This window comes from Aquaspirillum soli (genome assembly GCF_054781915.1).
In genome coordinates this window covers 100974-122064 of sequence record NZ_BAAGTM010000006.1, presented here as the reverse complement: position 1 = coordinate 122064, position 21091 = coordinate 100974, and the positions used below count along the sequence as shown (strand labels likewise).

Annotated in this window: 13 protein-coding genes; 8 read left to right on the top strand and 5 right to left on the bottom strand. The window is 50.3% G+C overall.

Features of this window, described 5'->3' with window-relative positions:
• Nucleotides 1-78 precede the first annotated feature (78 nt).
• The 3 genes from ACYVJG_RS07800 to ACYVJG_RS07790 form a co-directional block, all read right to left on the bottom strand.
• Entirely contained in the window at nt 79-1548 is a 1470-nt protein-coding gene (locus ACYVJG_RS07800; RefSeq protein ID WP_460430560.1) for a glutamate synthase subunit beta, read from the bottom strand.
• The gene (locus ACYVJG_RS07795; protein ID WP_460430576.1) at nt 1549-6186 is read right to left on the bottom strand and encodes a glutamate synthase-related protein; all 4638 of its coding nucleotides are present in this window, start codon (nt 6184-6186) and stop codon (nt 1549-1551) included.
• Between the two features lie 306 nt (nt 6187-6492).
• Complete coding sequence (locus tag ACYVJG_RS07790; protein WP_460430559.1) at nt 6493-7254, bottom strand: pteridine reductase; 762 nt, start codon at nt 7252-7254, stop codon at nt 6493-6495.
• A 110-nt stretch (nt 7255-7364) separates the two neighbouring features.
• Between ACYVJG_RS07790 and ACYVJG_RS07785 the strand changes: the two genes are divergently transcribed.
• Both ACYVJG_RS07785 and ACYVJG_RS07780 read left to right on the top strand, forming a co-directional pair.
• Nucleotides 7365-8519, top strand: coding sequence for a class I SAM-dependent methyltransferase (locus ACYVJG_RS07785; protein ID WP_460430558.1), 1155 nt, complete (start codon nt 7365-7367; stop codon nt 8517-8519).
• A gap of 15 nt (nt 8520-8534) precedes the next feature.
• Nucleotides 8535-9326: a PhzF family phenazine biosynthesis protein gene (locus ACYVJG_RS07780; RefSeq protein ID WP_460430557.1), complete on the top strand. Its 792-nt coding sequence runs from the start codon at nt 8535-8537 to the stop codon at nt 9324-9326.
• Nucleotides 9327-9567: 241 nt separating this feature from the next.
• Here the strand turns inward: ACYVJG_RS07780 and ACYVJG_RS07775 are convergent, their stop codons facing one another.
• A complete protein-coding gene (locus ACYVJG_RS07775) occupies nt 9568-10380 on the bottom strand; it encodes a hypothetical protein (protein WP_460430556.1) in 813 nt (270 codons plus the stop codon).
• A gap of 177 nt (nt 10381-10557) precedes the next feature.
• Nucleotides 10558-12750, bottom strand: coding sequence for a YgiQ family radical SAM protein (locus ACYVJG_RS07770; protein WP_460430555.1), 2193 nt, complete (start codon nt 12748-12750; stop codon nt 10558-10560).
• A gap of 110 nt (nt 12751-12860) precedes the next feature.
• Here ACYVJG_RS07770 and ACYVJG_RS07765 point away from each other — a divergent pair, with 110 nt between their 5' ends.
• The 6 genes from ACYVJG_RS07765 to ACYVJG_RS07740 all read left to right on the top strand — a co-directional run bounded on the left by ACYVJG_RS07765 (nt 12861) and on the right by ACYVJG_RS07740 (nt 21071).
• Nucleotides 12861-14096 (top strand): DUF1615 domain-containing protein, encoded by a 1236-nt coding sequence (locus tag ACYVJG_RS07765; RefSeq protein WP_460430554.1) that lies wholly within the window; start codon nt 12861-12863, stop codon nt 14094-14096.
• A 103-nt stretch (nt 14097-14199) separates the two neighbouring features.
• The gene (locus ACYVJG_RS07760; protein ID WP_460430553.1) at nt 14200-15138 is read left to right on the top strand and encodes a ZIP family metal transporter; all 939 of its coding nucleotides are present in this window, start codon (nt 14200-14202) and stop codon (nt 15136-15138) included.
• Between the two features lie 55 nt (nt 15139-15193).
• Nucleotides 15194-16846 (top strand): glycosyltransferase family 4 protein, encoded by a 1653-nt coding sequence (locus ACYVJG_RS07755; protein WP_460430552.1) that lies wholly within the window; start codon nt 15194-15196, stop codon nt 16844-16846.
• A 171-nt stretch (nt 16847-17017) separates the two neighbouring features.
• The gene (locus ACYVJG_RS07750; RefSeq protein ID WP_460430551.1) at nt 17018-20017 is read left to right on the top strand and encodes an HD domain-containing phosphohydrolase; all 3000 of its coding nucleotides are present in this window, start codon (nt 17018-17020) and stop codon (nt 20015-20017) included.
• A gap of 26 nt (nt 20018-20043) precedes the next feature.
• Nucleotides 20044-20478, top strand: coding sequence for a FecR family protein (locus ACYVJG_RS07745; RefSeq protein WP_460430550.1), 435 nt, complete (start codon nt 20044-20046; stop codon nt 20476-20478).
• Nucleotides 20478-21071 carry an OmpA family protein gene (locus ACYVJG_RS07740; protein WP_460430549.1) on the top strand — a complete coding sequence of 198 codons (594 nt, stop codon included), beginning with the start codon at nt 20478-20480 and terminating at the stop codon, nt 21069-21071. The genes ACYVJG_RS07745 and ACYVJG_RS07740 overlap by 1 nt, the downstream gene beginning before the upstream one ends.
• Nucleotides 21072-21091 lie beyond the last annotated feature (20 nt).

The window sequence follows — 21091 nt, the reverse complement described above, 5'->3', positions numbered from 1 at the left end:
CGACTATATCACTCCCCAAAGACAACCAAAAAAAATCCCCCACTGCATCACACAGTGGGGGATTTTTCATACTTAGGATTAGCGGGGAAGGATGCTGTCACCCATCAAGAACGCATCTACTTCACGCGCTGCTTGACGACCTTCGCGGATCGCCCACACTACCAAAGACTGACCACGACGCACATCACCAGCAGCAAACACACCGCTGACGTTCGTGTGATAACAACCCTCGCCATCCGTTGTTGCCTTGGCATTGTTCCGCGCATCGCGTTCTACACCAAAAGCATCCAACAAACTGCCCACCGGATTGGTAAAGCCCATTGCCAAGAAAGCCGCATCACAAGGAATCTCGAACTCGCTACCCGCGACTTCAATCATCTTGCCGTCTTTCCACTCAACACGCACAGCGCGCAACGCTTTCACATTGCCTTCGCCATCATCAATGAACTCTTTGGTCGCAACCGCAAATTCACGTTTAGTCTCACCTTCTTTATGCGAAGACGAGGTACGCATTTTCAGTGGCCAGTAAGGCCATACCAATGGCTTATCTTCCTGTTCGGGAGGCGCAGGCATCAATTCAAACTGCGTCACCGACGCCGCACCTTGACGATAGCTGGTGCCAACACAGTCAGAACCGGTATCACCACCACCAATCACCACCACATGCTTACCTTCCACATTGATTGGATTGGTGAGGCCTTGTTGTACTTCTTTATTTTGCGGAATCAAAAACTCCAACGCCGCATAGATGCCCTTCAACTGACGACCCGGAACAGGTAAATCGCGAGGCACTTCCGAACCCGCCGCCAAAATCACCGCATCAAAATCTTTCTTCAACTGCTCGGCAGGAATCACCGTCGTCGCGTCGTTATTGATACCAGCAGGGACATGCTTATCACCAATGATGACCTTGGTACGGAAGTTCACTCCCTCGGCCTGCATCTGTGACACACGGCGATCAATTACGGTTTTGTTTAATTTGAAGTCGGGAATCCCAAACCCCAACAAACCACCAAGGCGGCTCGATTTCTCGAACACAGTCACCTCATGGCCGACACGCGCCAGCTGTTGCGCTGCGGCTAAACCAGCAGGGCCGGAACCAACAATCGCCACTTTCTTACCGGTTTTTACCGAAGCAGGCTGCGGCACCACCCAGCCCATGTCCCAACCCTTGTCGATAATCGCGTGCTCGATGGATTTAATTCCAACCGGCGCAGCGTTAATGCCAAGGGTACAGGCGGCTTCACATGGCGCAGGACAAATGCGGCCAGTAAAGTCAGGGAAGTTATTGGTGGAATGCAGCACATCCAACGCCTGTTTCCAGTTGCCTTTGTAAACCAAATCGTTCCAGTCTGGAATGATGTTGTTCACAGGGCAGCCGTTGTTACAGAACGGAATGCCACAGTCCATACAACGTGCGCCTTGGGTTTTGGCTTCGTCGTCAGACAGGGTAATGACAAATTCTTTGTAATGTTTCAAACGCGCTTCAACCGGCTCGTAGGCCTCTTCGACGCGTTCAAACTCCATGAAACCAGTCGGCTTGCCCATTTATGCGGCCTCCTTCTGTGCAGCAGCGGCCAACTCGGTGAGGGCGCGCTTGTATTCATGTGGATAAACTTTGACGAATTTTTCGCGATACAGCTCCCAATCCGCCAGAATGCGTTTGGCAACAGCACTGCCGGTGTGTTCAACGTGACGAGTGATTAACTCTTTCAACAACACCTCATCGGCTTGGCCGCGATGTAAGGGCTCGTTCGGCGCATGGCGGCTGGCTGGCAAGACTTTTTCCAACGCCACTTGTGCCATATTGCAACGGTGTTTGAATGTACCTTCTTCATCCAACACATACGCAATACCGCCCGACATCCCCGCCGCAAAGTTACGACCAGTCATCCCCAACACCACCACAGTACCGCCGGTCATGTATTCACAACCATGATCGCCCACGCCTTCGACAATCGCGGTAGCGCCAGAGTTACGGACACAGAAGCGTTCGCCACCCACGCCCGACAAGAAAGCCTCGCCCTCAGTCGCGCCATACATCACCGTATTACCGACAATGATGTTCTGTTGAGTGTCGCCACGGAAATCGGGGTGTGGTTTGATCACGATGCGACCACCGGACAACCCTTTACCGACGTAATCGTTACCCTCGCCGGTCAGTTCCAAGGTCACGCCTTTGGCCAAGAAAGCCCCAAACGCTTGCCCTGCTGTACCAGTCAATTTGACGTGGATGGTGTCATCTGGCAGACCTGCATGGCCATAACGACGTGCTACCTCGCCCGACAACATCGTGCCGCAGGTGCGGTTGACGTTGGTAATGGCGGTTTCGATTTGAACTTTTTGGCCTTTTTCCAGCGCAGGTTTCGCTTGTTCAATCAGCTTGTGATCCAACGCTTTGTCCAAACCGTGGTCTTGCACTTCGGTATGACGGCGCGACACATCGGCAGGCACCGCAGGCTGATGGAAGATTTTCGAGAAATCTAAGCCTTTGGCTTTCCAATGTTCAATACCAGCGCGGGTTTCCAGCAGATCGACACGGCCCACCAGATCATCAAACTTACGAATCCCCAGTTGTGCCATCAATTCGCGCACTTCTTCAGCCACAAAGAAGAAGTAGTTCACCACATGCTCAGGCTGACCGGTGAAACGCTTACGCAATTCAGGGTCTTGTGTCGCAACACCGACTGGGCAGGTGTTGAGGTGGCATTTACGCATCATGATGCAGCCTTCGACCACCAACGGCGCAGTGGCAAAGCCAAACTCATCCGCCCCTAACAACGCACCAATCACCACATCGCGGCCGGTTTTCATTTGGCCATCAACTTGCACACGGATCCGCGAACGCAGACGGTTGAGCACCAAGGTCTGTTGCGTTTCAGCCAAACCCAGTTCCCACGGTGTCCCAGCATGTTTGATCGACGACACTGGCGAAGCACCCGTCCCCCCGTCAAAACCAGCAATCACTACATGGTCAGCTTTCGCTTTTGCTACACCGGCAGCCACCGTACCGACACCGACTTCAGACACCAGTTTGACCGAGATAGAAGCGCGGTCGTTGGCGTTTTTCAAATCGTGAATCAGCTGTGCCAAGTCTTCGATGGAATAGATATCGTGGTGTGGAGGTGGAGAAATCAAACCAACACCCGGCACCGAGTGACGCAAGAAGCCGATGTATTCCGAGACTTTATGCCCCGGCAATTGACCGCCTTCGCCCGGTTTTGCCCCTTGTGCCATCTTGATCTGAATTTGGTCAGCATTGACCAGATATTCCGTGGTCACACCAAAGCGACCCGATGCCACTTGTTTAATCGCCGAACGCAGGGAATCGCCTTCTTTGAACACATAATCGCGCTCAATACGGGACACCCCGACCACTTCCGACAATTTTTGACCGGCTTTTAATGGCAAGAAGCGTTTTGCATCTTCGCCACCCTCACCGGTGTTGGACTTACCGCCAATGCGGTTCATCGCAATCGCCAAGGTGGTATGGGCTTCGGTCGAGATCGAACCTAAGGACATCGCCCCCGTCGCAAAGCGTTTTACGATCTCTTTTGCGGGTTCGACTTCCTCTAACGGAATCGACTCAGCAGCAAATTTGAAATCGAACAAGCCGCGCAAGGTCAGATGACGCTTGGTCTGGTCGTTAATCAGCTTGGCGTATTCTTTGTAAGTTTCGTACTTACCAGAACGGGTGGAGTGCTGCAGCTTCGCAATAGAATCGGGCGTCCACATATGTTCTTCGCCGCGAATACGGAAGGCGTATTCACCACCAGCATCCAACATATTGGCCAACACAGGATCGGGCGAGAAAGCGTCGCTGTGTAGACGAATCGCTTCTTCTGCCACTTCAAACACACCAATCCCCTCGATGTTCGAGGGCGTGCCGGTGAAGTATTTTTCAACGAAGTCTTTTTGCAGACCAATCGCTTCAAAAATTTGCGCGCCGGTGTAGGACATATAAGTCGAGATGCCCATTTTGGACATCACTTTACACAGCCCTTTACCCACGGCTTTGATGAAGTTTTTCGTGTATTTCTCGGCTTTTTCTGCATCGCCCTTGGCCAAGCTCTCGATGGTTTCTAACGCCAAGAACGGATGCACCGCTTCTGCACCATAGCCACCCAACAAGGCAAAGTGATGCACTTCACGCGCCGAACCAGTTTCCACCACTAAGCCAGCAGAGGTACGCAGGCCTTTTTTCACCAAGTGTTGATGAATCGCTGAGGTGGCTAACAATGCTGGAATCGCCACATTGTCTGCATCCACCTTGCGGTCGGAGACGATCAGGATGTTGGCACCAGAACGCACCGCATCTTCGGCGTCCGCTGCCAGCGAAGCCAAACGTGCCTCAATCCCTTCTTTGCCCCATGCCACCGGATAGCAGATGTCGAGTTCGAAAGAACGGAATTTGCCTGAGGTGTACTGCTCGATATTACGCAGTTTTTCCATATCGCCGAACGACAACACCGGTTGTGCCACTTCTAAGCGGATCGGTGGGTTGATATCAGCGGTATTGAGCAGGTTGGGTTTCGGGCCAATAAACGACACCAACGACATCACCAATTCTTCACGAATTGGGTCGATAGGTGGGTTGGTCACTTGGGCAAACAGTTGCTTGAAGTAGGTATAGAGGGTTTTGTTTTTCTTCGACAACACCGGCAGCGCCGAGTCGGTACCCATCGAACCAGTGGCTTCTTCACCGTTTTGCAGCATTGGCTCCAAGATCACTTTGATGTCTTCTTGGGTGTAGCCAAAAGCTTGCTGACGGTCGAGCAAAGAGGCTTGAGGTGTCGGGGCTTTTTCTGCTGGCGCCGGCACTTCATCGAGTTTGATGCGGATTTTTTCGATCCACTCACGATAAGGCTTGGAATTCGCCAGCGAATCTTTCAGCTCTTTATCATCAATAATGCGGCCTTGTTCCATGTCGATCAGGAACATTTTGCCGGGCTGCAAACGCCATTTTTTGACGATTTTCTTCTCGGGAATCGGCAACACACCGGATTCCGACGCCATCACCACTAAATCATCATCGGTGACCAAATAACGGGCTGGACGCAAGCCATTGCGATCGAGGGTAGCACCGATTTGACGACCATCGGTAAAGGCTACCGCCGCAGGGCCATCCCACGGTTCCATCATCGCAGCGTGATATTCATAGAAAGCACGGCGATTTTCGTCCATCAGCGCGTGCTTTTCCCACGCTTCTGGAATCATCAACATCACCGCATGGGCTAATGAATAGCCGCCGCCCATCACCAACAATTCCAGTGCGTTATCAAACGAAGCGGAATCGGATTGACCGGGGTAGTGTAATGGCCAAATTTTCTTCAGATCTTCGCCGAGAATCGGTGAAGAAATGGCTTGTTCACGCGCCTTAAACCAGTTGACGTTGCCGCGTACGGTGTTGATTTCACCGTTGTGGGCAATGTAACGGAAGGGGTGCGCCAAATCCCAAGTCGGGAACGTATTGGTCGAGAAGCGTTGATGCACCAAGGCCAAAGCCGAGACAGTGCGCTTATCTTGCAGGTCGAGATAGTACACACCGACCTGATCGGCCAATAACAAGCCTTTGTAGTTCACGGTACGAGCCGAGAACGAAGGCACATAAAACTCTTGGCCGTGTTTTAAGTTGAGCGTTTTAATCGCATTCGCGGCACGGCGACGGATGATATACAGCTTGCGTTCTAGGGCATCGGTCACAAAGACATCTGGACCGCGTCCGACAAACACCTGTTTAATCACTGGCTCTTTAGCGCGCACCGTGGGCGACATCGGCATATCACGATTGACCGGCACATCGCGCCAGCCCAACAACCGTTGACCTTCGGCAGCGATAGAACGCTCAATCTCTTCCATACAGGCGTGGCGAGAAGCGGCTTCTTGGGGCAAGAACACCATCCCCACGCCATATTCGCCAACTGGAGGCAACTCCACACCTTGTTTCGCCATGTCCTCGCGATAGAACTGATCCGGAATTTGGATCAGGATACCGGCACCGTCACCTTGCAGTGGATCGGCACCCACGGCGCCACGGTGATCGAGGTTTTTCAGGATTAACAAACCCTGTTCGACGATATTATGGGACTTTTGACCCTTGACATGGGCCACAAAGCCCACGCCGCAAGCGTCGTGCTCGTTGGCGGGGTCGTACAACCCCTGCCGTTCTGGTACTGCCGGTTCCATCACACGCATTCCTTCAAAATTGCCTGGCCTGTGTTTCACGACCAGTGACGAAAAAAGCCGAGTGTCGTTCTCGACGCTTCGGCCTGTACGAAAAGAAAATTTAAGAGGCAACCATCGAATATAACGGGAAGCCCATGCCAATTCAAGATGCTGCAATGCACCAATTTAGAGCATAAATTCACCCCGTTGGCAGGGCCGGAGATGCCGCTTGTCATTTGACTACCCGTAACGGCATTTTGTCATTATGACAGGATATGATCGAAAATGGCCTATTTACTGCATATAAAACGGTTTCATGCCGTTTTATTAGGGTAAATAAATGCTTCTTCCACCATCGACCGCAATAATCTGCCCCGTAATATACGGCGCATCAAACAGCAAAAACGCCACCGTTTTTGCTAAATCCTCTGGCGTTCCCACTCGTTGTAGAGGAATGCTGTCTTCGATTCGTTGCCGCACAGGGTCAGAAAATACCGACTCTCCCTCAGGCCACACATTGGCACCGGGGGCCACACCATTGACTCGTACCTGTGGCGCCAGCTCAATCGCAAGGGTACGAATTAACTGTGCATGCCCTGCTTTGGCCAAGTTATACACCACATGCCCCGGCATCGGGCGTTCTGCGTGAATATCAATCAGGCCAACAATTGCCCCACCTGCTGCCCGTAAATAGGGCGCAGCGGCTTGTGATAAAAACAGCGGTGCTTTGAGGTTGCTACCAATCAAATCATGCCAATCGGCCTCGGTAATATTGCCCAGTGCGGTTGGGAAAAAGCTGGAAGCGTTATTCACCAAACCATCTAAACGCCCAAAACAATTGAGGGTGTGATGGATCATCTCGGGCAAGCGCGCAGTCTCTAATAAATCGGCCTGCACACAGGCTGCCGAGTGTGGACGCTGTTGATTCAGTTCAGCCGCTAGGGCTTCTGCTGCGGTTGCTGAAGCGCGATAGTGCAACATCACCCGCGCACCGACTTGATGCAGTTGACGCGCAATCGCCGCGCCCACCCGTTTTGCTCCACCTGTGATGAGAACAACAGGGGCTGTTTCCTGTGGCATCACTGTCATCTGAAATCCCTATCACCATGAAAAAATTGTCGGCAGATTGTGCCTGCGAAAAGGCGCGAAAAACAATGTAATAATGCACCCTTTGCCCAATTGCTAACAGAAAGATTGCTGTGAGTGCTTTACCTATTCCTGACCACAACGCGCTGTTAAGTTCCCAACGTTTGATGCAGCAGATACAACAACAGATTGCTGATAGGGGGGGGTGGATCTCGTTTGCTGACTATATGCAGGCGGCGCTTTATACCCCACACCTCGGTTATTACAGCGGCCACAGCTATAAATTTGGCAGCAGCGGTGATTTTGTGACCGCACCAGAAATCACCCCCCTGTTTGCCGCCACCCTCGCCGCCGACATTGCCCCGCTGTTACCGTTGAGCGGAAATACGGTGATCGAATTTGGTGCAGGCAGTGGCCGTTTGGCAGCAGATTTATTGAAAGCACTGGCACAACAACAGGCACTGCCAACGCATTACTATATTGTTGAAATATCAGCCGATCTTGCCGCCCGACAGCGCGATTATTTAATGCAAGAATGCCCAGCGTTATTGTCACGGGTAGTTTGGCTCAGTGCATTACCAGACCAGATTGAAGCGGTGGTGATCGGAAATGAAGTGCTTGATGCCATCCCATGTGAGTTGGTGTATTGGGATCCCACCCAACAGCCTTGGCAGCGAGGGGTGGCGTGGTCAGAGGATGGTTTTGTCTGGGCTGATCGACCGATTCAAGACCCACGCTTGCAGGCTGCTGTTGCCTTGTTGGAACCCGGGCCGGATTATCTGAGCGAAGTTCAACTGGCGGCGGCGGGTTTTATGCACACCTTAGCCGAGCGTTTGCAGCGTGGCGCGATTTTGTTGTTTGACTATGGTTTTCCTCGTGATGAGTATTACCACCCACAACGGCGGCAAGGCACATTGATGTGTCACTATCGCCATCATGCTCATGCCGATCCTTTTTTATGGCCGGGGCTGCAGGACATCACCACGCATATTGACTTTACCACGGTGGCAGAGATTGGTTTGCAACATGGACTGGATTTGCAAGGCTATACCACACAAGCACAATATTTGATTAACGCGGGCATTCTCGACCAGCTGGCACAGTTCAATCCTGAAGACATCACCCATTATTTGCCACACGCCAATGCAGTGCAAAAACTGCTGTCAACGGCGGAAATGGGTGAGTTATTTAAGGTAATTGGCTTCTCTCGCGGCCTGCCTTTGGAATGGCAGGGGTTTTTACGCGGCGATCGTTGTCGGTATCTCTAAATGGAGAAAATAATTTTGGAATTAGATTTATTCGTGGTTGATGCTTTTACAGATCAACAATTCAAAGGCAATTCGGCAGCTGTTGTTCCAGTTAAAGATTGGTTATCTGATACGCTAATGCAAAATATTGCATCAGAAAATAATTTATCAGAGACAGCGTTTATCAAATGTATCAGTGCAAACCAATACGAAATCCGATGGTTCTCGCCGTTAACCGAAATCGCATTTTGTGGTCATGCAACCTTAGCTTCTGCCTACATTTTGTTTAGCGAATTTGGTGTAGAAGAGAAAATTGAATTTATTACCCGTGAGGTTGGGACGCTAACAGTCATCAGAAACCCAGAAGGTGAAATCGAAATGACTTTCCCAAACCAGAAACCAGAGCCTGTTTTGACTGCTCCGCCGCAGTTGTTTCATGGTTTGTCAAAAAAGCCCATAGAAGTTCTTAAAAATAGACAAGCTTACTTTGCTGTATTTGAACACGAACAAGAGGTTATTGAAGTCACTTATTCGCCAGATCAACTGAAACAACTTGCACCTTTCGATGTGGTTGTGACGTCTGCATCTAGTGAATATGACTTTATCTCTCGTTATTTCTGGCCAGCAAATGGTGGAGAGGAAGATCCTGTCACAGGCTCAATTCATTCAGGTTTGGCACCATACTGGTCTGAAAAATTGGGAAAAACAGATTTGTTGGCCTATCAGGCTTCAAAGCGGGGCGGAGTGCTTAAATGCCTCGTGAAAGAGAACGCCATTATCATTTCTGGTCATGCTGTTTTATATCTGAAAGGGAAAATTAGCGTCTAAGTTGTATAGAGTGGGCACTGTCTTGTGCCCACTGTTTTGGCTTTTGGCGTAAAGTCATACACACCAGCAGAGTAACTTGGGTTACTGTTGTTAACCCAACCTAGCGCAGAAGTACACGCTATTGGGTAAGCAAGCACCAAGATTGTAGAACAAGGACATTTCTCCCAAACTTGGCTTTGGAAAGACACCCAGCAATCTTGAAACAATATCGTGTGGCCACCGGAGCGACAGATTATGTTGCTCATAGCGCGATCATGTCGGCGACTTGATACCCGAAGTTTGTAATCTCGAATATTTCGCCCTTATAGTCATTATTAACCACGAGATCGTAAGACCTGAGTTGTTGAAGAGCGTCCTCCCATTTCGCCACTTCACGCCGATCGTTAGACGAAATCAAATTTTTTTCATTTGTTTGAATGGTAACCCTTTCCACATAACGAGTATGGATAATCATGCCTCTGCTATCTTGGCTAGCCTCCTTCAGTAGTACTTTTGCTTCTTGCGACAGGTCGGGAATCTTGGTGCGGGATTCAACAATGATTTTGTCATCTGGGCTTGCTTCATCCACTTGAAATAGCGGGTGCTCATTCAATTTCAATTGCAGATGTCGGTAGAACTTTTCCTTGAACTCCGCATGACTGTCATAGCCCTCATAAAGACCACGGCTTTGGCACGAATGTTTGAACTCCTTCAACCTCTGGACCTGATCGAGGTTGACTGTGTCCAGCGCAACAGGCTGGCTTGAGAAATACAGCATGGCCGGCTTGCCAGAAGCAATATGCTCTTCGATCTCCTCCACAGTGCCGCTCAGATGCTTTTCAGTTGGTGTTCCAATCCTAGTCCAGAAGACGCCTACTAGAAGATCGCATTTATTCAAAACTTGGTGATTGATAATTTGCTGTGCAGGCGCGCCCATCTCAGGGGAGGAATGGGTTTCCCAGCCAACGGGGAGCAAAACGATCCTTCGCACGCTGGAATTGACGGCGTTCCATTCATAAACTACATCGCGAACAATTGCCCGTTCGGATGCCACGTCGCCAGGCGAAGCAATCATTACGTTGAATGCCGTAGCTATGTAACTCACTAATATCCTCCTGCTAAATAACGTGAAATCTACACCTTTGCAGGTGTGGTTTTTGTGTGAGTATCACAAAAAAATCTTCCATTTTTTTACAAATCATTACAGCCAACGTAGGTTGGGTTGATGTTGTCAACCCAACCCTTCAAACAATCAACGCGCCCGTTTTCGTGCAGCGCTGGCGGTGAGGGGTTTGGGGCCGGGGCGTTTAATTTGCACCTTATTCGCTGGCCGAGGCGGCAAGCCGTTGGCGCGAGGTGAGCGGGGGCGTTGACCGGCTTGGTTATCCGCCGGCGGAATCAAACACTCCGGCCCATAGCCAATTAACTCACTACGCCCCATTTTCTCAATCGCCTCGCGCAACAATGGCCAATTTTTCGGATCGTGATAACGCAAAAACGCCTTATGCAACTTCCGACGATAACCATCACGCACCACATCCACCTTTTCCGAACTCCGCGCCAGCTTTTTCAACGGATTACGGCCGGTATGCCACATCGTCGTTGCCAGCGCCATCGGCGTGGGGGTGAAGGTTTGCACCTGATCGGGCTGGAAGTCATTTGCTTTGAGCCACAACGCTAAATTCAACATATCCTCATCACTGGTACCTGGGTGGGCAGCGATAAAGTAAGGGATTAAATACTGTTTTTTCCCTGCTTGACGCGAGAAACGCTCAAATAATTTCTTGAAACGCTCATAACTGCCAATCCCCGGCTTCATCATCTTCGACAAAGGCCCAGCTTCGGTATGTTCCGGCGCAATTTTTAAATAACCACCGACATGGTGCGTTACCAGTTCCTTAATATATTCCGGCGACTCCACCGCTAAGTCATAACGCAGGCCAGAGCTGATGGTGATTTTTTTAATACCGGGTAGGGCGCGTGCTTTGCGATACAGGCGAATTAACGGATCGTGGTCGGTGTTCAGATTTTCACAAATCCCGGGATAGACGCAAGACAAGCGACGACAGGAAGATTCAATTTTTGGATCTTTACAGGTCAAACGGTACATATTTGCCGTTGGCCCACCTAAATCGGAAATTTGGCCGGTAAAGCCGGGGGTTTTGTCACGAATTTCTTCAATCTCACGCAGAATCGAGCCTTCCGAGCGGCTTTGAATAATCCGCCCTTCGTGTTCGGTAATAGAACAGAACGTACAGCCACCAAAACAACCACGCATAATGTTGACCGAAAAACGAATCATCTCCCACGCCGGAAAACGCGCAGAACCATAGCTAGGGTGTGGATGGCGGGCGTATGACAAACCATACACATGATCCATCTCCTCGGTTTTTAACGGTAAAGGCGGTGGGTTGAGCCACACATCACGTTCACCATGTAGTTGCACCAAGGCGCGGGCATTACCCGGATTGGACTCAAGATGCAGGGTGCGGCTGGCATGGGCATACAAAACAGGATCGTAAGCCACCGCCTCAAAAGCTGGAATCCGCACCACCGTTTTGTGACGTTGCGCCCGCCGTGCCGCGACACGCTCGGCCAATGACATAAAACGAACTGGCTGAACGGTTTGCTCGCCGTTGTCAGTCTTGGTATCGCTTGCGGTTGGCGTGGGTTCCATCGCATAGGGATCGGGATGTGGCTCTACACGTCCGGGGGCATCGACGGTAGTGGAATCGACCTCAATCCAACCACCATCTGGCAAATAACCCTGTGGTGCAATAAAAGCGGTGCCGCGCACATCGCGAATTTCGGATAATTTCTCGCCGGCAGCGACTCGATGGGCAATTTCAATCAGGGCGCGCTCAGCATTACCATAAAGTAAAATATCGGCTTTTGAATGAATCAACACCGATTGCCGGACTTTTTCGCTCCAATAATCATAATGAGCAATCCGACGCAAACTGGCTTCGATACTGCCAATCATCACCCCGATGCCGGGAAACGCCTCACGACAACGCTGCGCATAGACCACCACGGCACGGTCGGGACGTTTATCTGGCAAACCATCGGGCGTGTAAGCATCATCAGAACGAGGGCGACGATCCGCGGTATAACGGTTAATCATCGAATCCATATTGCCTGCCGTCACACCAAAAAACAGATTGGGCCGGCCTAAGGCACGAAAAGCGTCGGCACTGTGCCAATCGGGTTGGCTGATAATCCCAACGCGAAAGCCTTGTGCCTCTAACAAACGACCAATCAACGCCATCCCAAAGCTAGGATGATCGATATAACCGTCACCAGTCACTAAAATAATGTCGCAGCTGTCCCACCCTAATTCGGCCATTTCTTGCTGTGACATGGGCAAAAATGGCGCTGGCCGTGATAGGCGACGATAAGGACGATAGCTGTGGATTGGCTTGGGAGATAGAGCAACAGGATTCATGCGAGAAAAAACCGAAACAGAATGAAGGCCGCTATTGTGCCTGAGTTGAGCTGGGCTTGTCCGTTACCGTTTGCACCGTTGCGGTGTTTCTTTATCAGAAAGTGTTTTTTGTGTTAAAACAAATCGTTATCTCCATTTCAACAGTAGGGTTATTGGCTGGTTGTGCCACGCAACAACTTATCAGCACGCCCACTCCGGCCCCGATTATCAGTCAAACCCACGAACCCACATCGCCGACCAGCAAACCGGCGCCAGCCCCCTCCCCCACACCAAGCACACCACCACCGCCACCACGTTCACCTTACCCCACGGCAACCTCTGAAACCGAGGCACGGCAACTATTAGATAAAGTCATTCCACAATCGGTGAGCCAACGTGGTGCATGGGCACAAGATATGGCACAAGCGTTTACTGCCTTAAAACTGCCCTATCGAGCAGACTATTTTTGTGCAACAGCAGCAGTGATCGAGCAAGTGTCGAATTGGCAAGCCGAGCCAGTGGTGGCCGGTATCAGCCAAATTGTCTGGCGTGAAATTGAACAGCGAGCTGGACGCTATGGGGTGCCTTTGTTGGCCGTGCAGACAGCATTGCTCATTCCCTCTCGCGATGGCCGCAGCTATAAAGCGCGCATTGATAGCTTGCGTACCGAACGGGAACTGAACGCTTTATATGAAGAAATGATGGAGCGCATTCCGTTAGTACGCGACAAACTGTCGATGAACAATCCGATTCGAACTGCTGGCCCAATGCAGGTCAGCATTGCCTTTGCACAAGAACACATCCGACAAAAACCCTACCCCTATGGTCGGGTCGATATTCGACAAGAAACCTTTACCCGCCGTGGTGGGTTGTATTTTGGTATCGCCCATTTACTGGAACATCCGGTGTCGTATTCACACATGCGCTATCGTTTTGCTGATTTCAATGCGGGTCATTACTCCTCACGCAACGCCGCTTTTCAACTGGCCGTGGCGCGTTTAAGTGGCCAGCCGTTGCAAGCCGATGGTGATTTATTGCGTTATCAAGATGGCAAAGCCCTTGCCCAAGCCAGCCAAACACAACAACGGCTGTATCCTTTGGCCAGTCGCCTAGGACTATCGCGACAAGAGATCGACCACGATTTAGCCCAAGAAAAACGCCACAGCTTTGAACAAACTCGACTGTATCAACGTGTGTTTAGCCTTGCCGATCAAACCAGCCAAGGGAAAATGGCGCGGGAAGTGGTGCCGTATATTCGCTTAAACAGCCCAAAAATCAGTCGTCGCCTCACCACAGAATGGTTTACCGAACGCGTCGAAGGCCGTTATCAACGTTGTTTACAACGTATCAATAGCTATAAGCAATGATTTTAATTTTTCTATTGCTTAGATAAATTAAAACAACTTCCCTCTGTTTGCTATCGCTGCCACACTGGAAACAGATATTCAAGACAGCAGCAGGGGCAAGATCATGAAAACACCTAGCGCGGTACTTCAGCCTGAATCCCGCTTTGGCCAACTCTGGTGGCAGCACGTGGCACAACACCCGTGGACAGCCGCCGGCTTAACCTTGGCGATGGCACTGGTGTTGTTATTGTTGTGGCAAAGTGCTTGGCAACTCAGCACCGAGGGTATCAGCACTGCTGCTGGTTATGGTTTGTTAGGCGGTGCAGCAGGGTTTGCTGGAACAGCTTTGGGCGCATTGCCCGCGTTGGTATTGCGGCAATTGCCGCAACAGGTTGAAGATGCTTTATTAGGTGCCGCAGCGGGGATGATGTTGGCCGCCAGTGCTTTTTCCTTGTTATTGCCCGGCTTAGCGGCGGCTGAAAATTTGGTAAACCATCCGATGGCTGGCGCTGGCATCGTGGTGTTGGGTATGGCGTTAGGGGTGTTGTTAATGTTGGGCTTAGACCAATTCACACCTCACGAACACCCACAAACCGGCCCTTGTGGCCCGGGTTATCAGCGTTGCAGTCGAGTATGGTTATTTGTATTTGCGATTGCTTTACACAACTTGCCGGAGGGAATGGCGATTGGAGTCGCGTTTTCGCAAGGTGATATTGCTGTCGGGCTGCCGTTGGCAACAGCGATTGCCCTGCAAGATATCCCCGAAGGTTTAGCGGTGGCGTTAGCCTTGCGTAATGCTGGGTTTCAGCCAGTGTTGGCAGTGATGGTCGCTGCGGCCAGCGGTTTGTTAGAACCCATCGGGGCGATAGTTGGTTTGGGGTTATCGAGTGGTTTGGCTATCTCTTACCCGATTGGTTTGGGTTTGGCCGCTGGGGCGATGTTATTTGTCGTATCCCACGAAGTGATTCCGGAAACCCATCGCCACGGCCATCAAACTGCAGCAACCTTGGGTTTGATGGTGGGCTTTGCGCTGATGATGGTGTTGGATACCACTTTAGGTTAATTGATTTTATGATTAGCATGATGCAGTTCTGTTTGATTGGTTTAGGAATTGCATCATGTCTGCTGCTGCACTGTATTACCAACCCGATGCGTTTGAAGTCGCCCCACAACAAAATATCATGGGTCGCCATGCGGCAGGTGCCTCGTTTTTACGGGGCTTTTTACGGTATAGCAGCAGCGATGCCTTTTGGGTGTTGACCGAAAAAGCGGCTGATATGCCGAGCTTTCTGCGTCATGCCCAGCAATGGCGGCCACAGTTACCCGTACATCACCTGCACCAAGGCAGCCTTGGCCAACTGAAACAACCGGGTTGTCTCTTTTATCCTAGCCCCAGCCTTGGCCTTTTGGCTTGGCAACGCGCCGCCTATGGCCATAACGCATGGAGCTTATGTGGTATTACCCATACCACCGCCAGTGCTGGCGCAATGGATAACATCACTGACTATCTCACCGCCCCGTTACAACCGTGGGATGCGCTCATCTGTACCTCTCAGGCAGTGAAAAGCCATGTTGAACAGATGCTTTATGCACAGCAAGACTACCTACGGCAACGGCTGCGTTGTCAGGATTTTATCTGGCCACAACTGCCTGTCATTCCGCTGGGCATCCACAGCCAAGATTTCACCTTCACAACTGATCAAAAACAACGCGCCCGACAACAGCTCCAACTGACACCCGATAGCATCGTGGTGTTGTATATGGGTCGGCTGTCATTCCATGCCAAAGCCCATCCTTTAGCCATGTATCAAGCCCTGCAACGCGTAGCGGAGCAAATCAACGTCCCACTGGTGTTAGTGGAATGTGGTTGGCACGCAAATCAAGCGATTGCAGATGCCTTTCGACAAGCGGCACAACTGGCTTGCCCTGCGGTACGCATCGAACAATTAGATGGACGACAACCGGCGCAACGCGATTTAGCATGGGCGGCGGCAGATATTTTTTGTTCGCTGTCAGACAACATCCAAGAAACATTCGGTATCACACCATTAGAAGCCATGGCAGCAGGCTTGCCGGTGGTGGTATCAGATTGGGATGGTTACCGCGATACCGTGCGTGATGGGGTGGATGGTTTTTTAGTGAATACAGCCATGCCACCAGCAGGACTGGGACGGAATTTGGCTTTGCGCCATGCCCTCTCGCTTGACAGCTATGATCGTTATTGTGGGTTGGTGTCGAGCTTAGTGGCGGTTGATGTGGCAGCAGCAAGTGAGGCCTTGTTATTACTGGCAACGCAACCGGGATTGCGGCAGATGATGGGAGCCGCAGGTCAACAACGGGCACAACAACATTACGATTGGCAACACATCATTCCCCGTTATCAACAGCTATGGGCTACGCTGGCCGAACAACGTCATGCCGCTGGCGAACCGAAACCCGCCACTTGGCCGGCCCGTCTTGATCCTTTTCAGGCTTTTCGCGGTTACCCATCGCTTTGTTTACATCCAGATCATGTGTTGGCGTTGGTGGATGCAGAGGTGGCGGTCAGCAAACAACGACTACGCGCTTATTGGCAGTTAAGTATGGTGGAACATGCAACGCCTATTTTGCCAAGCGAGGCCGAGTTGTCCGCGCTGTTAGACCAACTAGCGGAACAACCACGATCAGCACGACAGTTAGTCAGTCACTTTCCTGTCTTACGACAAAAGCTGATATTTCGTAGTTTGCTGTGGTTATACAAGCTCAATCTGTTGCACCGACAGAAGATTTAATGTTCTCTCAATCAAAAAAATAACATGACCTATGGCATAATTTACTGTCTGTTTAGTATTTTGACTTGTTATTTGTTGTTTACCGATAAAAAAAGCTTATTTATTGATTTTGCGCCAAGAATGATCTGTTTGATGTGCTGCTGTGTGTGATTTTTTGCCTGTGAGACAACTGTGAAATTAAATATCCGTTTTCAACATTGGGTGCTAGGAACCACAATCACGATTGTGTTGATTCTTACGCTGGTGTTTTTGTTAACCGTATTGGGCAAATTTCGTCATCTTACGGAAGAAAATGCCAAACAGCGTTTCGAAACCGTCGCACAACAAGCCACTTCACAACTGCTGAATTTAGTCGGCGGAGTGGGGAAATTCGTTACTACCCAAAGCCACGCCAACCCAAGTTTATTTGTTGATAGCCATCAGCGGATCAATCCCGATGGCGTAATCTCGGCATTTGTCAGTTCACTGGCAGTAGACGACAATCTTTATGGCCATTACTTTGCATTACAGAATAATGATTTTGTGCAAGCCATCGCCATCCGTAACCACCCACAAGTGCTAGCCGCACTCAAAGCACCCGCAGACACTTGGTTTGCAATTCGCCGTATCACCCAAGAAGATAACCGTCGTATTGAACGATGGGAGTTTTTAGGCAGCGAGCGCCAGCTATTAGGCCGCAGTGAAGCAATGGCAACCTATTCACCGACACAGCGGCCGTGGTTTATTAGCGCCAATCAACAACAAAAACTGATTATTACCGACCCCTATGTGTTTGCTTCGACTGGCGATTTGGGGATCACCATTTCTCAACCCTTATTGCATAAGAACGGCGTATTGGGCTCGGATATCAATTTAGCCACGCTACAAAAATTTATCGCCGAGCTGCCTCTGTCGAACAATGCCGCTATTTTGATGTTGGACTCGCAAAATCGTGTGATTGCCCACAGTGTGCGAGGTCAGTTATTAGAGAATTTCTCCTTATCTGCACTGACAAAATTAGAACAACTGACACATCCTGCTTTCTCTCGCCTCAATCAAGTACCGTTGCAAGAACAGGCCAAGCTGATTCAGTTACCGCTTGATGGCAACGCTCAACAAAGTTTTGTCGTCATTCGCCAACGCGCGCAAGCCTTTCCGGGAGCCCAGTTTCAAGTGTTGATGTTGGCACCGGTCAGTGACTTTATCGGCCCAATTGAAAAAGCGCGTGGTGATGTATTGCTGATCTCGGTTTTGGTGCTATTGGTGTTGGTGCCGTTAGCGATTTTAGGCTCACGGCGTGTAGTAAAAGCCTTGGTGTTATTGGCCAGCAACTCTGAACGAATTAAATCCCTCGATTTTTCAGAAGATCCCAAAACATCCGACTCTTTTTTATATGAAATCAATGCACTCAACGATGCACAGAAAGTGATGCATCACTCCATCAAGCAAAAAACCAAAGAACTCAACCAAGCACAAGAAAAACTTGCCCAACTGGTCCGCAACGGTTTGTTGTTAGCCAAAGAACACGACCGCGAAAAACTGCTCAGCCATATCCTGCATGGTGGGCGTGAATTGGCAAATTGTGCCGCTGCCACGTTATATCTCAAAACCGAGCGCAATACGCTGCGCTTTGCCATGCGCACCAATGCCGATAAATTGCCCGATTTTGAAGTACCGCTGTATCACCCCGACACCGGTGCCCCGATGACGGGTTATGTGTCAAGTTATGTTGCGCTGCATAACGAAACAGTGGTGATTGATGATGTGTATAGCGAAACCCGCTTTGATTTAAGTGGTACCAAACGCTTTAGCGAAGAATCTGGTTTCCGCACCATTTCGATGTTGACCGTGCCTTTGTCACCGCGTGATGGTGAGGTGATTGGTGTGATTCAACTAATGAATGCTGTCGATCCTCTGAGTGGTGAAATCGTGCCATTTCCACCAGAAATGGTCACTTTTGTTGAAGCATTGGCGGCGCAGTCTGCTGTGGCATTGGAAAATCACCAGTTGGTAGAGGCACAAAAAGTGCTGATGGACTCGATGATTAAAATCATTGCTGGCGCGATTGATGCGAAGAGTGCCTATACCGGTGGCCACTGTGCCCGTGTGCCTGAACTGGCCGTGATGTTGGCGGAGGAAGCCTGCCAAGTGCAACAAGGCGCCTTGGCCGAGTTTGCTTTCCGCAATGAAGACGAGTGGCGAGAATTCCGAATTGGCGCATGGCTACACGATTGCGGCAAGGTGACCACGCCGGAGTATGTGGTGGATAAGGCCACGAAACTAGAGACCATTTATAACCGTATTCACGAAATTCGCACTCGGTTTGAAGTGTTGTGGCGTGATGCAGAAATTGCCCGTTTGCAGGCCATTCTTGCAGGACAACCGGTGGCAGACGCTGATGCAGCGTTGGCGATGCGTCAGCAACAATTACAAGATGATTTTGCCTTTATTGCCGAGTGCAATATTGGCGGTGAATTTATGGCGGCGGAAAAAATCGACCGTGTCAAAGCGATTGCACAACAGACGTGGTGGCGACATTTTGATGACCGACTGGGTCTGTCGCATGAGGAATTGCGCCGTTATGAGGCCCACCCACCGGCCAGCTTACCCGCCATCGAAAAACTATTGGATGACAAGCCTTGGCATATTCTGCCGCGTGTCGATTGGCGCGCTTTTGATGAAAAATATGGCTTTGAAATTAAAGTGCCACAACATCTCTATCACTTTGGCGAGGTGTATAACTTATCAATTGCCCGTGGCACCCTCACCGAAGAAGAACGTTTCAAAATCAATGAGCATATTATTCAAACAATTGTGATGTTAGAAAATATGCCATTCCCGAAACATCTTAAGCGCGTCCCTGAATACGCCGGCACGCATCACGAAACCCTGATTGGCACCGGCTATCCGCGTAAATTAAAAGCAGAACAGTTATCGGTGCCGGCACGGATTATGGCTATTGCCGATATTTTTGAAGCCTTAACGGCCTCTGATCGCCCCTATAAAAAGGCCAAAACGCTGTCAGAATCGATCAAAATTCTGTCTTTCTTTAAGAAAGATCAGCATATCGATGGCGAATTGTTCGACCTCTTTTTGACTTCGGGGGTGTACCGGCGTTATGCCGAGCGTTTCTTAAAACCAGAGCAGATTGATGAGGTGGATATCACGCCTTATCTCACCCCCCGCCAATAAGCGTTGATCTTCAGAGAGGAAAACAGATGCGTACCGCTATCTTGCTTGCAGGGATGCTGTTGAGCAGCACAGTCTTAGCCGATGCCAATGCCATCGGCTATGTCAAAACCGTCAACGGTGAAGCCACCATCACCACCGCTGGCAAAAAAGTAAAAGCCGAAGTGGGTACCGCGATCTTTCAAGGCAGCCAATTAAAAACTGCTGCGAAAAGCAGTATGGGCATCACCTTTAAGGATGAAACCGTGATGTCATTCGGCCCTGAAACCGAATTAACGGTTGATGAATACCTCTACAACCCCAGCCAAAACAAACTGAAATTGGGCAGCAAACTTACCAAAGGCAGTTTGAATTATGTCTCTGGTGTGATTGCCAAATTACAACCTTCGGCAGTCACCGTCACCACTCCCACTGGCACCATTGGCGTCCGAGGCACACAGTTTGCGGTTAAAGTGGAGGAATAATGATGATGACCACGCTGATTAAACGGTTAAGCGGCTTGGCGTTAGCGGCTAGCTTAGTTGGCTGTGCCAATTCTTATGTGGTGTTACTGCCTAATCCCGATGGCACTACCGGCAAAGTGATTGTGACTGGCAAAAAAGGGCAACAGGTCATCGACCAAGTCAGTGCTGCCGTACCTTTAGATGGTTCTAAAGCGCCAGAAGCGATTTCAGGTGACAAAATTCAACGTGATTTTGGTGCAGCGATTGCGGCTCGTCCGCTGATCCCAGAACGCTTTTTGCTGTATTTCAAATCAGGTGGGGCCGACCTCACTGCCGAATCTGCCGCTTTACTGCCTAAAGTATTAAAAGCGGTGAGCTTACGGCCAGCAGTGGATGTTTCAGTGATTGGTCACACCGATACCGTCGGCGATAAAGAATACAACCGTGGTTTATCGTTAGAACGCGCACAATTTGTTGCTAATTTATTGCGAAAACAAGGGTTAAAAGTCCACGCCCTGACAGTGGAATCACACGGTGAACGTAACCCTCTCGTAAAAACACCTGACAACACTGCCGAACCGCGCAACCGCCGCGTCGAAATCTCCATTCGTTAATCTGACAAGACGGTATCCCC

Bases quoted from the DNA above. Each gene is read 5' to 3' on its own strand.
- ACYVJG_RS07770 (WP_460430555.1), bottom strand. From the start codon at position 12,750: ATGAATCCTGTTGCTCTATCTCCCAAGCCAATCCACAGCTATCGTCCT.
- ACYVJG_RS07800 (WP_460430560.1), bottom strand. From the start codon at position 1,548: ATGGGCAAGCCGACTGGTTTCATGGAGTTTGAACGCGTCGAAGAGGCC.
- ACYVJG_RS07745 (WP_460430550.1), top strand. From the start codon at position 20,044: ATGCGTACCGCTATCTTGCTTGCAGGGATGCTGTTGAGCAGCACAGTC.
- ACYVJG_RS07755 (WP_460430552.1), top strand. From the start codon at position 15,194: ATGTCTGCTGCTGCACTGTATTACCAACCCGATGCGTTTGAAGTCGCC.
- ACYVJG_RS07795 (WP_460430576.1), bottom strand. From the start codon at position 6,186: ATGGAACCGGCAGTACCAGAACGGCAGGGGTTGTACGACCCCGCCAAC.
- ACYVJG_RS07760 (WP_460430553.1), top strand. From the start codon at position 14,200: ATGAAAACACCTAGCGCGGTACTTCAGCCTGAATCCCGCTTTGGCCAA.
- ACYVJG_RS07790 (WP_460430559.1), bottom strand. From the start codon at position 7,254: ATGACAGTGATGCCACAGGAAACAGCCCCTGTTGTTCTCATCACAGGT.
- ACYVJG_RS07740 (WP_460430549.1), top strand. From the start codon at position 20,478: ATGATGATGACCACGCTGATTAAACGGTTAAGCGGCTTGGCGTTAGCG.
- ACYVJG_RS07775 (WP_460430556.1), bottom strand. From the start codon at position 10,380: ATGATTGCTTCGCCTGGCGACGTGGCATCCGAACGGGCAATTGTTCGC.